The sequence below is a fragment of the Salmonella sp. SAL04196 genome, from assembly GCF_046550835.1.
Taxonomy (GTDB): domain Bacteria; phylum Pseudomonadota; class Gammaproteobacteria; order Enterobacterales; family Enterobacteriaceae; genus Salmonella; species Salmonella enterica.
Genome location: NZ_JBGDXE010000001.1, coordinates 1,285,821 through 1,298,326 on the forward strand (window position 1 = coordinate 1,285,821; position 12,506 = coordinate 1,298,326).

The following is a 12,506-nucleotide window of genomic DNA, read 5'->3' on the forward strand; positions in this document are numbered from 1 at the left end:
ATTAAGGGCGGCCGTAGCCGCCCTTAGTGCTTGATTACAGGCCGAAACCTGCAATCTGTCAAGTAATCTCGTTATACTTCGGACTAAAAGGCCCGAAGTTTCAGAGGATTACTCGCCTTTAGCTGCTTTGAATGCTTCAGCCATTGCGTTGTTAGAGAAGTTTGCATCTTCCTGTTTGTTAACAGTTGCGATGGCATCTTTCTCGTCAGCTTCGTCTTTCGCACGAACAGACAGGCTGATTGCGCGGTTTTTACGATCAACGCCGGTGAATTTAGCTTCAACGTCGTCGCCAACGCTCAGAACCAGAGTCGCATCTTCAACGCGGTCACGGGATGCTTCAGAAGCACGCAGGTAACCTTCAACGCCGTCAGCCAGTTCTACGGTTGCGCCTTTCGCGTCAACTGCAGTGACTTTACCGGTTACGATAGCGCCTTTCTTGTTCAGAGCAACCCAGTTGTTGAACGGATCTTCTGCGAGCTGTTTAACGCCCAGGGAGATACGTTCACGTTCTGCGTCAACCTGCAGAACAACTGCAGCGATTTCGTCGCCTTTTTTGTATTCACGAACTGCTTCTTCGCCTGCAACGTTCCAGGAGATGTCAGACAGGTGAACCAGGCCGTCGATGCCGCCGTCCAGGCCGATGAAGATACCGAAGTCAGTGATAGACTTGATTTTACCTTCAACGCGGTCGCCCTTGTTGTGGGTTTCTGCGAACTGCTGCCACGGGTTAGATTTGCACTGCTTCAGACCCAGGGAGATACGACGACGTTCTTCGTCGATATCCAGAACCATCACTTCCACTACGTCGCCAACGTTAACCACTTTGGACGGGTGGATGTTTTTGTTGGTCCAGTCCATTTCGGAAACGTGAACCAGGCCTTCAACGCCTTCTTCGATTTCAACGAAGCAGCCGTAGTCGGTCAGGTTGGTCACGCGACCGGTCAGTTTGGTACCTTCCGGATAACGTTTAGCGATAGCTACCCACGGATCTTCGCCCAGCTGTTTCAGGCCCAGGGATACACGGGTACGCTCGCGGTCGAATTTCAGCACTTTCACGTTGATTTCGTCGCCAACGTTCACGATTTCGCTCGGATGCTTAACGCGTTTCCAGGCCATATCAGTGATGTGCAGCAGGCCGTCAACGCCGCCCAGATCAACGAATGCACCGTAGTCAGTGAGGTTCTTAACGATACCTTTAACTTCCATGCCTTCCTGCAGGTTTTCCAGCAGCTGATCGCGTTCTGCGCTGTTTTCGGATTCGATAACGGCACGACGAGAAACCACAACGTTGTTACGTTTCTGGTCCAGCTTGATTACTTTGAATTCAAGCTCTTTGCCTTCCAGGTGCAGAGTGTCACGCACCGGACGAACGTCTACCAGAGAACCCGGCAGGAACGCGCGAATACCGTTCAGCTCAACAGTGAAGCCACCCTTAACTTTGCCGTTGATAACACCGGTAACAGTTTCAGCATCTTCGTAAGCTTTTTCCAGCGTGATCCATGCTTCGTGACGTTTAGCTTTCTCACGAGAGAGCAGAGTTTCACCGAAGCCGTCTTCTACTGCATCCAGAGCAACGTCAACTTCGTCACCAACCTGGATTTCCAGTTCGCCCTGGGCGTTTTTGAACTGCTCAGCCGGAATGGCAGACTCAGATTTCAGACCGGCGTCAACCAGTACTACGTCTTTGTCGATAGCAACAACAACACCACGAACGATGGAACCCGGGCGGGTTTCGATTTCTTTTAAGGATTCTTCAAAGAGTTGAGCAAAAGATTCAGTCATGTTTAATCTTCAGGTTTCATATTTAACGTCCACCTGGCTCCGTGCCGGATGGGGTTGTTTAACATACCCGCTGTCAATCCTTTGCAACGGGGGTACTACAAATTCGGTCGCATTTAAGCGAGAGCCAATTTTTGGCGCGCATATTGTAACGCTTTTTCAATCACTTGCTCAATGCTTAATCGGGTAGAATCCAAAACTAATGCATCAGCAGCAGGAACTAACGGCGCTACAGCGCGATTACGATCGCGATCGTCGCGTTCCTTGATCTCGGCCAAAAGGCGTTCAAAGTTAACACTAAAGCCATTCTCCTGCAACTGTAGCATACGTCGATGCGCACGTTCCTCCGAGGAGGCGTCAAGGAAAATTTTTACCGGCGCATCCGGGAAGACCACGGTCCCCATATCGCGTCCATCGGCGATTAAACCAGGCGCTTCGCGGAATGCACGTTGGCGGCGAAGAAGCGCTTCACGCACGCGTGGGAATGCCGCCACCTGGGATGCCGCGTTCGCGACTTCCTGCGTACGGATTTCGCCGCTAACGTCCTCGCCTTCCAGGATAACTTCCAGGTTGCCGTCCGTTGAGACGAAACGCACGTCCAGATGGGACGCCAGCGGCACCAGCGCATCTTCAGAGGCGAGATCGACATGGTGGTGCAATGCCGCCAGCGCCAGTACGCGGTATATCGCGCCGGAATCCAGCAGATGCCATTGCAATGCTTCCGCCATTGCTTTGCACAAGGTGCCTTTACCTGCACCGCTTGGGCCATCAATGGTTATTACCGGGGCAATTGCCGTCATCTTTATCTCCTTAAACAGGCGTACCGTTAACGTAAACGCCGCGCATTATACGCGCCAACGCTCGCGACCGTTAACGTTGCGTGCAAAAACCAGTTTTGTCTGTAATCAGATGCGGAATAATTGCGCAATTATAGCGGGCCGGCGAGAAACCAGCCCGAAAGATGACAATGATTTACTTTTTATCTTCGGCAATTCTGTCGCGCATATGCTGCGCGCGATCGGCTGAGGCCGGGTGGGAGTCCATCAATGATTTTGCATGACCTGCGTCCATTGTGGCGAATTTATCGAATGCCGTGACTAAGCCCTGGGTGTTAATCCCACGTTTTTTCAGCAGATCGTAAGAGAAATCATCCGCATCCGACTCCTGACTGCGAGAAAACGCCGAATTGATGACGCCTTCCGCCAGATCGCCCAATTGAGACTGGGAAAGCTGCGCTGCGACACCGCTGGTGGCGGAAATCGCATCGCGAGCCGCCAGCGTGGCATAGGCGGTCTGCATTGCCTTGCGGGAGTGCCCTAAAGAGACATGGCCCAGTTCATGGCCCAGTACGCCTTCAATTTCATTATCGGTCATCAGATCCATCAGGCCGGAGTATACGCGAACGCAACCGTTCGCCATCGCCCATGCGTTGATATCGCTGGTCATATAGACTTTATAGCTAACCGGCGTACCGTCAATGTTGTTACCCAGCGCTTTGGCGATTTTGCTCAGACGTTTGGTGTATTTGCTTTTCGAACCTGCCAGTTGATTCTCGCTGTCCATTTGTTTACAGGCATTATTAGATAATGCCTTAACATCCGCATCGGACAGTGTGGCGGCTTTGTAGGCTGACATGCCGGAACTGGCGATTAAATTGCCATTCACGCCATTTTTACATCCTGCCAGTAGCGTAGCGGAAATCGCCACCGCCAGTAATAATGATTTATTTTTCATACTAATCTTCCGTTGATAACTATTATAAAAAACACATAAATCAATGTGTTAAATCATCAACAAATTAGCATTAGTCATAATTGTAAAAATAGTGCGAATGCGGACTCGGCGCGCCAGCCCGTCGACTGGCGCAACAGAAGACTTAGGCAGGCGTACTCATTCGCGCCAGTTGTTCGAAATAATCAGGGAACGTTTTTGCGGTACATTTAGGGTCCAGGATCGTGACTGGCGTATCGGACAGTGCGACCAGTGAGAAACACATCGCCATACGGTGGTCGTTGTACGTGCCAATATCCGCGTGTTGGAGCTTCGCCGGCGGCGTGATACGAATATAGTCGTGCCCTTCTTCGACTTCAGCGCCCACTTTACGTAGCTCGGTCGCCATCGCGAACAGGCGATCGGTTTCTTTCACTCGCCAGTTATAAATATTGCGCAACGTCGTGGTTCCTTTCGCAAACAGCGCCGTGGTGGCAATCGTCATCGCCGCATCCGGAATATGGTTCATATCCATATCTATGGCGTGCAATTCGCCGCGCGTGCAGGCAATAAAATCATCGCCCCAGGTAATGGTCGCGCCCATTTTCTCCAGCACATCGGCAAAACGAATATCGCCCTGCATACTTTTGCGGCCAATTCCGGTCACTTTTACCGTGCCGCCTTTTATCGCCCCGGCGGCGAGAAAATAGGACGCTGACGAGGCATCGCCCTCGACCAGATAGCGACCCGGAGAGTGATACTGTTGACCGCCCTTCACGACAAATTGTTGGTAGTGATGGTTCGTTATCTCCACGCCAAAGGTTTTCATTAAATTTAGCGTGATATCGATGTAAGGCTTTGATACCAGTTCGCCTTTAACGCGAATAGTTGTGTCTTCAGGCGCCAGCGGCGCAGTCATCAGCAGAGCGGTCAGGAACTGGCTGGAAACGCTACCATCAACCTCAATGTCGCCGCCGGTAAAACCGCCGCGCAGACGCAGGGGCGGATAGTTTTCCTGCTCCAGGTAATCAATATTCGCCCCGCCCTGGCGCAGCGAATCAACCAGATGGCCTATCGGACGCTCTTTCATACGCGGTTCGCCGGTTAACACTATCTCATTTTGCCCCAGACATAGCGCTGCCGCTAACGGACGCATCGCGGTTCCGGCATTACCGAGAAACAGTTCCAGAGCGCCTGGCGCACGTAATGCGCCGCCATTACCCGTGATATCACAGCGGGTGCGATCGGCAGAAAGGGTGTAATTGATCCCCAACGCGCTCAGGGCATTGAGCATATGGCGGACGTCATCGCTATCCAGCAGATTCGTCAGAACGGTTTTACCACAAGCTAAAGCCGCCAGGAGCAAAGCACGGTTTGAAACACTTTTGGAGCCAGGTAAATTAATGGCGCCATCGACCCGCGCGATGGGTTGTAACGTCAGGGATTCCATGAAACTCAACTCTCAAAAAACAGAAATAAAAACCCCACAGACTGGCCGTGGGGATGAAAAAAGAAACGTATTAGCCGTGGCGACGCTCAAAATCGATCATGAAATCGGTCAGCGCTTTCACCCCTTCAATCGGCATGGCGTTATAGATAGAGGCGCGCATACCGCCAACAACACGGTGCCCTTTTAAGGCGTGCAGACCGGCGGCGAAAGACTCTTCCAGAAAGACCTTGTCCAGCGCATTGTCCGCTAACTGGAACGGAACGTTCATCCGCGAACGGTTGGCCTGTGCGACATCGTTACGGTAGAAATCGCTGTTATCAATCACACCGTACAGCAACTCCGCTTTTTGCTGATTGATTTTGTGCATCGCCGCCACGCCGCCCTGCGCTTTCAACCATTTGAACACCAGGCCGGAAAGATACCAGGCGAAAGTCGGCGGCGTATTAAACATCGAGTCGTTATCATTCAGGACGGTGTAGTCGAGGATGGACGGGCAACTCTCATGCGCCTTGCCTAACAGATCCTCCCGGACGATAACCAGCGTCAGTCCTGCCGGACCGATATTCTTCTGCGCGCCAGCATAAATTACGCCATAGCGAGAGACGTCCAGCGGCGCAGACAGGATGGTAGAAGAAAAGTCCGCCGTGACGACCACCTCCGGGCCAAAATCCGGCGTTTCATCGATGGCGATGCCGTCAATAGTCTCATTCGGGCAATAGTGTAAATAAGCGGCGTTATCGGAAAGCTGCCACTCGCGCATCGGTTTTACGGCACGTTTGCCGTCAACGGTGATTTTGGCGTCGATAATCTGCGGCGCACAGTATTTTTTGGCTTCTTTGATGGCGCTCGCCGCCCAGTAACCAGCATCGACATAATCCGCCGTGGTTTTATCGCCCAGCAGATTGAGCGGCACGCCAGCAAACTGCCCGCGACCGCCGCCGTGACAAAATAAAACTTTATAGTTGGAGGGGATATTAAGGAGATCGCGAAAATCCTGCTCCGCCTCTTCAGCGACCTGGATAAACTCTTTGCCTCGATGGCTAATTTCCATTACCGACGTACCAAGACCGTGCCAGTCACGCAGTTCCTGTTGCGCCAGTTTAAGTACTTCCGCCGGTAGCATCGCCGGACCTGAACTAAAATTAAAGACCTGAGCCATTTCCCCTCACCACGCTGCATTGTTTCCTGCCTGACAGACATCAGGCAAACGTTATTCATGTGAATATCGGTTTTATCATTCAGTGACACGCGCCGCAATGGGTAAAACAATGCGAGGAGAAAATGCGGCATGCGTCACACAACAGAATCTTCCGGATTAACCGTATAAATCCGATATTTTCGCTGTTAAACAACGCGTTTAGCCCGGCTTGCCTTCGTCCATTCTGGATTTGCGCAGCGCGGACATAATTGCTTTTCCCCGACGTTCATGCGTATCACTTCACTGCAACGTACGCAGGCATAGTCGCCAGCCTCCGGCGCCACGATAAAGCGTGGCGTACAGTGCTCAGGAAGAATGCTTAACCCCGGCTTAACGTCTTTATTTTCAAAGAAATAGACGCTGATTTGTCCGTTTGTCTCCAGGATGGCCAGTCTGACCTGCCCCAGTTGCTCAACGCCATTCAAGCGAAGCTCCATAAAAAACTCAAACTCCGTCATGTTCGAGCGCTGCAGTTTTTCCCACGCCAGTTCGCCGTCTTCAACAATGACTACCGACTTGCCTTCCAGCAGATCTTCCAACTTTTCACTATGCGCCATCAGCCACATGACCAGGCGATAGAGCAGCGCCAGGGTGATGAATACCACCAGAACAGGGAGCATCGGAACGTCATCATAAAACGCGACGTCGCCTGCCGCCGACCCCAATGTCAAAATGATCAGCACTTCAAAAAGCGACATTTGCCGTACGCCGCGTCGTCCTGTCACCTTTAAGAAAAGAAACACCAGAACAAAGGTGTAAAAGCTACGTAGCGCCACTTCCCCCAAAAACGCTACCGGCACGTTATCCAGCGCCATTCGTTGCAAATCAAATGCTTTCATTTTTTATGCTCTTCCTGTGAATTCCAGTGTAAAAGCATAGCCAATACTTTTATTTCCGCCGATGTCCCGGCGAGATAGCGCCCGTCACATAAAACCCGTATCATTGCGCGCTTTCCGTACGACAAAAGTGATTTTCATGACGCAAACATTTATTCCCGGCAAAGACGCCGCGCTGGAAGACTCCATCGCCCGCTTCCAGCAAAAGTTACTCGACCTCGGCTTTCACATCGAAGAGGCCTCCTGGCTGAACCCGGTGCCAAACGTCTGGTCAGTGCATATTCGCGATAAAGAGTGCGCGTTATGCTTTACCAACGGAAAAGGCGCGACCAAAAAAGCGGCGCTGGCCTCGGCGCTGGGCGAATACTTCGAGCGTCTGTCAACCAACTACTTTTTTGCTGATTTCTGGCTTGGCGAAACGGTTGCCAACGGGCCATTCGTGCATTATCCGAATGAAAAGTGGTTCCCGCTGACTGAAAATGACGACGTACCGGAAGGCTTGCTTGATGCCCGTCTGCGCGCGTTTTACGATCCGGAAAATGAACTCACCGGAAGCCAGTTAATTGATCTTCAGTCCGGCAATGAAGAACGCGGCGTCTGCGGCCTGCCATTTACCCGTCAGTCCGATAACCAGACCGTGTATATTCCGATGAATATTATCGGCAACCTGTATGTCTCTAACGGAATGTCCGCCGGCAATACGCGTAATGAAGCCCGCGTTCAGGGACTGTCGGAAGTCTTCGAGCGCTATGTGAAAAATCGTATCATTGCAGAAAGTATCAGTCTGCCGGAGATTCCCGCAGAGGTGATGGCGCGTTATCCGGCGGTAATGGAGTCAATCGCCACGCTGGAAGCCGAGGGTTTCCCGATTTTCGCCTATGACGGCTCGCTGGGCGGTAAGTATCCGGTTATCTGCGTCGTGCTGTTCAACCCGGCTAACGGTACCTGCTTTGCTTCTTTTGGCGCCCATCCTGACTTTGGCGTTGCGTTGGAACGTACAGTGACCGAACTACTCCAGGGACGCGGTCTGAAAGATCTTGATGTCTTCACCCCGCCAACGTTCGATGATGAAGAAGTCGCGGAGCACACTAATCTGGAGACCCACTTCATCGACTCCAGCGGCCTGATTTCCTGGGATCTGTTCAAACAGGACGCCGATTACCCGTTCACGGACTGGAGTTTTTCCGGCACTACCGAAGAAGAATTCGCCACGCTGATGGCCATCTTTACTGCTGAAGATAAAGAAGTTTACATTGCCGATTACGAGCATCTTGGCGTATACGCCTGTCGTATTATCGTACCGGGAATGTCTGATATTTATCCTGCCGAAGATCTGTGGCTGGCCAACAACAATATGGGTAGCCATCTTCGTGAGACTCTGCTTTCGCTGCCCGGTAGCGCCTGGAATAAAGAAGACTATCTCAATCTGATTGAACAATTGGATGAAGAAGGTTTTGACGATTTCACCCGCGTGCGTGAACTGTTGGGTCTGGCGACCGGAGCGGACAATGGTTGGTATACACTGCGCGTCGGCGAATTAAAAGCAATGCTAGCGTTAGCGGGCGGCGATTTGGAGCAGGCGCTAATCTGGACAGAATGGACGATGGAGTTCAATTCGTCGGTCTTTAGTCCGGCACGCGCAAACTATTACCGTTGCCTGCAAACGCTGCTGCTCCTGTCGCAAGAAGATGCGCGTCAGCCGCTGCAATATCTCAATGCTTTTATAAAAATGTATGGCGCGGAGGCTGTAGAAGCCGCCAGCGCTGCGCTTAGCGGTGAAGCGGCTTTTTACGGGCTACCGGCTGTCGACCACGATCTACAAGCGTTCCCGGCGCATCAGTCCTTGTTAAAAGCGTATGATAAATTACAGCGTGCGAAAGCGGCATACTGGTCAAAATAAGGCCATATGAGTGACTTAGGGTAGGTTTACCCTCTCGGCTGCGTTATATTACGGGGCGCCTTTGCGGCCCCGTTTTATTTATTTTCGCTAAACGGCGAAAAATGTAATAACAAGGTTAAATATTGGTTGTTGATATTAAATTAATTGACATAGTGATGTTACTTTATTTGTTGATTACTCCATATTAATTAACCGTGCAGCAGGAGGAGTCAGGAAAAAATTCAACTCTATTTATAATTTTTAAAATTTATTTTTATTAGTATAATCAAAAAGTTACACCGTAATTGCATAAAAGCCATGCGACTTACGGGCCTATAAGCCAGGCGAGATATGATCTATATCAAATTCTCATCTATAATGCTTTGTTAGTATCTCGTCGCCGACTTAATAAAGAGAGAGTTAGTGTGAAAGCTGACAACCCTTTTGACCTTTTACTCCCTGCAGCAATGGCCAAAGTGGCTGAAGAAGCAGGCGTCTATAAAGCAACGAAACATCCGCTTAAGACTTTCTATCTGGCGATTACCGCCGGCGTATTCATTTCAATTGCCTTTGTTTTTTATATTACTGCGACAACCGGTACTGGCGCGATGCCTTATGGCATGGCGAAACTTATCGGGGGTATCTGTTTCTCTTTGGGACTGATTCTCTGTGTTATTTGCGGCGCTGATCTTTTCACCTCTACTGTTCTGATCGTTGTAGCTAAAGCTAGCGGTCGCATCACCTGGGGGCAACTGGCTAAAAACTGGTTAAACGTCTATTTTGGTAACCTGATTGGCGCTCTGCTTTTCGTGTTACTGATGTGGCTTTCCGGCGAGTATATGACTGCCAACGGTCAATGGGGACTTAACGTCCTGCAAACCGCCGACCACAAAATGCACCACACTTTTATTGAAGCTGTCTGCCTCGGTATTCTGGCGAACCTGATGGTTTGTCTGGCCGTGTGGATGAGCTATTCAGGTCGTAGCCTGATGGACAAAGCGTTCATCATGGTACTGCCCGTCGCCATGTTTGTCGCCAGCGGTTTTGAGCACAGTATCGCAAACATGTTTATGATTCCTATGGGTATTGTAATACGCGATTTCGCTACACCGGAGTTTTGGACCGCAGTCGGTTCGTCTCCGGAAAGTTTTTCTCACCTGACCGTGATGAGCTTCATCACTGATAACCTGATTCCGGTCACGATCGGTAATATTATCGGCGGCGGTTTGTTGGTCGGGTTGACATACTGGGTCATTTACCTGCGTGGTAACGAGCATCATTAATCTGTTGATGCCCATTACACGCAGTAAATAAAAAATCCACTTAAGAAGGTAGGTGTTACATGTCCGAGCTTAATGAAAAGTTAGCCACAGCCTGGGAAGGTTTTACCAAAGGTGACTGGCAGAATGAAGTAAACGTCCGTGACTTCATTCAGAAAAACTACACTCCGTATGAGGGTGACGAGTCCTTCCTGGCTGGCGCTACTGACGCGACCACCAAGCTGTGGGACAGCGTAATGGAAGGCGTTAAACAGGAAAACCGCACTCACGCGCCTGTTGACTTTGACACCTCCGTTGCTTCCACCATCACTTCTCACGACGCTGGCTACATCAACAAAGCGCTTGAGAAAATTGTTGGTCTGCAGACTGAAGCTCCGCTGAAGCGTGCGATTATCCCGTTCGGCGGTATCAAAATGGTTGAAGGTTCCTGCAAAGCGTACAATCGCGAGCTGGACCCAATGCTCAAAAAAATCTTCACCGAATACCGTAAGACCCACAACCAGGGCGTATTCGACGTTTATACTCCGGACATCCTGCGTTGCCGTAAATCTGGCGTTCTGACCGGTCTGCCGGATGCGTATGGCCGTGGCCGTATCATCGGTGACTACCGTCGCGTAGCGCTGTACGGTATCGACTACCTGATGAAAGACAAATTCGCGCAGTTTACGTCTCTGCAATCCGATCTGGAAAACGGCGTAAATCTGGAAGCGACTATCCGTCTGCGTGAAGAAATCGCTGAACAGCACCGCGCTCTGGGTCAGATCAAAGAAATGGCAGCTAAATACGGCTGCGATATCTCTGGCCCGGCGACTAACGCTCAGGAAGCAATCCAGTGGACTTACTTCGGTTACCTGGCTGCGGTTAAATCTCAGAACGGCGCAGCAATGTCCTTCGGTCGTGTATCCACCTTCCTGGATGCGTACATCGAACGTGACCTGAAAGCAGGCAAAATCACCGAGCAAGACGCACAGGAAATGATTGACCACCTGGTCATGAAACTGCGTATGGTTCGCTTCCTGCGTACTCCGGAATATGATGAACTGTTCTCCGGCGACCCGATTTGGGCAACCGAATCTATCGGTGGTATGGGCGTTGACGGCCGTACTCTGGTCACCAAAAACAGCTTCCGCTTCCTGAACACCCTGTACACCATGGGGCCGTCTCCGGAGCCGAACATCACCGTTCTGTGGTCTGAAAAACTGCCGCTGAACTTCAAGAAATTCGCCGCTAAAGTCTCCATCGACACCTCTTCTCTGCAGTACGAGAACGATGACCTGATGCGTCCGGACTTCAACAACGATGACTACGCTATCGCATGCTGCGTAAGCCCGATGATCGTTGGTAAACAAATGCAGTTCTTCGGCGCGCGTGCAAACCTGGCGAAAACCATGCTGTATGCAATCAACGGCGGCGTTGATGAAAAACTGAAAATGCAGGTTGGTCCGAAATCCGAACCGATCAAAGGCGATGTTCTGAACTTCGACGAAGTGATGGATCGCATGGATCACTTCATGGACTGGCTGGCTAAACAGTATGTCACCGCGCTGAACGTTATCCACTACATGCACGACAAGTACAGCTACGAAGCCTCTCTGATGGCGCTGCATGACCGTGACGTTATCCGCACCATGGCGTGTGGTATCGCAGGTCTGTCCGTTGCGGCTGACTCCCTGTCTGCCATCAAATATGCGAAAGTTAAACCGATTCGTGACGAAGATGGTCTGGCTATCGACTTCGAAATCGAAGGCGAATACCCGCAGTTTGGTAACAACGACGCTCGTGTAGATGACATGGCGGTTGACCTGGTAGAACGTTTCATGAAGAAAATTCAGAAACTGACCACCTACCGTGGCGCTATCCCGACGCAGTCTGTTCTGACCATCACTTCTAACGTTGTGTATGGTAAGAAAACTGGTAACACCCCGGATGGTCGTCGTGCTGGCGCGCCGTTCGGACCAGGTGCTAACCCGATGCACGGTCGTGACCAGAAAGGCGCTGTCGCTTCTCTGACCTCCGTTGCTAAACTGCCGTTTGCTTACGCGAAAGATGGTATTTCTTATACCTTCTCTATCGTTCCGAACGCACTGGGTAAAGACGACGAAGTTCGTAAGACTAACCTGGCAGGTCTGATGGATGGTTACTTCCACCACGAAGCGTCCATCGAAGGCGGTCAGCACCTGAACGTCAACGTCATGAACCGTGAAATGCTGCTGGACGCGATGGAACATCCGGAAAAATATCCGCAGCTGACCATCCGTGTATCTGGTTACGCAGTACGTTTTAACTCCCTGACGAAAGAACAGCAGCAGGACGTTATTACTCGTACCTTCACGCAGACCATGTAATGGGTTTGACTGAAATTACGCTATAAAAA

General features: G+C 51.0%; 9 protein-coding genes. 3 read left to right on the forward strand and 6 right to left on the reverse strand.

Features of this window, described 5'->3' with window-relative positions; genetic code table 11:
* Window positions 1–108: 108 nt before the first annotated feature.
* From rpsA to ACLJPE_RS06625, 6 genes are all read right to left on the reverse strand, one after another.
* Window positions 109–1,782, reverse strand: coding sequence for a 30S ribosomal protein S1 (gene rpsA / locus ACLJPE_RS06600; RefSeq protein ID WP_000140324.1), 1,674 nt, complete (start codon window positions 1,780–1,782; stop codon window positions 109–111).
* Window positions 1,783–1,895: 113 nt separating this feature from the next.
* A complete protein-coding gene (gene cmk, locus ACLJPE_RS06605; RefSeq protein WP_000125007.1) occupies window positions 1,896–2,579 on the reverse strand; it encodes a (d)CMP kinase in 684 nt (227 codons plus the stop codon).
* Window positions 2,580–2,751: 172 nt separating this feature from the next.
* The gene (locus tag ACLJPE_RS06610) at window positions 2,752–3,513 is read right to left on the reverse strand and encodes a M48 family metallopeptidase (RefSeq protein ID WP_000792301.1); all 762 of its coding nucleotides are present in this window, start codon (window positions 3,511–3,513) and stop codon (window positions 2,752–2,754) included.
* Window positions 3,514–3,655: 142 nt separating this feature from the next.
* Entirely contained in the window at window positions 3,656–4,939 is a 1,284-nt protein-coding gene (gene aroA, locus ACLJPE_RS06615; RefSeq protein ID WP_000445190.1) for a 3-phosphoshikimate 1-carboxyvinyltransferase, read from the reverse strand.
* 70 nt (window positions 4,940–5,009) lie between these two features.
* Entirely contained in the window at window positions 5,010–6,098 is a 1,089-nt protein-coding gene (gene serC, locus ACLJPE_RS06620; RefSeq protein WP_000079590.1) for a 3-phosphoserine/phosphohydroxythreonine transaminase, read from the reverse strand.
* A gap of 185 nt (window positions 6,099–6,283) precedes the next feature.
* Entirely contained in the window at window positions 6,284–6,976 is a 693-nt protein-coding gene (locus ACLJPE_RS06625; RefSeq protein ID WP_000642868.1) for a DUF421 domain-containing protein, read from the reverse strand.
* Window positions 6,977–7,112: 136 nt separating this feature from the next.
* Between ACLJPE_RS06625 and ycaO the strand changes: the two genes are divergently transcribed.
* The 3 genes from ycaO (at window position 7,113) to pflB (ending at window position 12,477) form a co-directional block, all read left to right on the forward strand.
* Entirely contained in the window at window positions 7,113–8,873 is a 1,761-nt protein-coding gene (gene ycaO, locus ACLJPE_RS06630; protein ID WP_000194826.1) for a 30S ribosomal protein S12 methylthiotransferase accessory factor YcaO, read from the forward strand.
* A 404-nt stretch (window positions 8,874–9,277) separates the two neighbouring features.
* Window positions 9,278–10,135: a formate transporter FocA gene (focA, locus tag ACLJPE_RS06635; protein ID WP_000642539.1), complete on the forward strand. Its 858-nt coding sequence runs from the start codon at window positions 9,278–9,280 to the stop codon at window positions 10,133–10,135.
* A gap of 59 nt (window positions 10,136–10,194) precedes the next feature.
* On the forward strand, window positions 10,195–12,477 hold the full coding sequence (pflB, locus tag ACLJPE_RS06640) for a formate C-acetyltransferase (protein WP_001292803.1): 2,283 nt from the start codon (window positions 10,195–10,197) through the stop codon (window positions 12,475–12,477).
* The last annotated feature ends 29 nt before the right edge of the window (window positions 12,478–12,506 follow it).

Bases quoted from the DNA above. Each gene is read 5' to 3' on its own strand.
- rpsA (WP_000140324.1), bottom strand. From the start codon at position 1,782: ATGACTGAATCTTTTGCTCAACTCTTTGAAGAATCCTTAAAAGAAATC.
- cmk (WP_000125007.1), bottom strand. From the start codon at position 2,579: ATGACGGCAATTGCCCCGGTAATAACCATTGATGGCCCAAGCGGTGCA.
- ACLJPE_RS06610 (WP_000792301.1), bottom strand. From the start codon at position 3,513: ATGAAAAATAAATCATTATTACTGGCGGTGGCGATTTCCGCTACGCTA.
- aroA (WP_000445190.1), bottom strand. From the start codon at position 4,939: ATGGAATCCCTGACGTTACAACCCATCGCGCGGGTCGATGGCGCCATT.
- serC (WP_000079590.1), bottom strand. From the start codon at position 6,098: ATGGCTCAGGTCTTTAATTTTAGTTCAGGTCCGGCGATGCTACCGGCG.
- ACLJPE_RS06625 (WP_000642868.1), bottom strand. From the start codon at position 6,976: ATGAAAGCATTTGATTTGCAACGAATGGCGCTGGATAACGTGCCGGTA.
- ycaO (WP_000194826.1), top strand. From the start codon at position 7,113: ATGACGCAAACATTTATTCCCGGCAAAGACGCCGCGCTGGAAGACTCC.
- pflB (WP_001292803.1), top strand. From the start codon at position 10,195: ATGTCCGAGCTTAATGAAAAGTTAGCCACAGCCTGGGAAGGTTTTACC.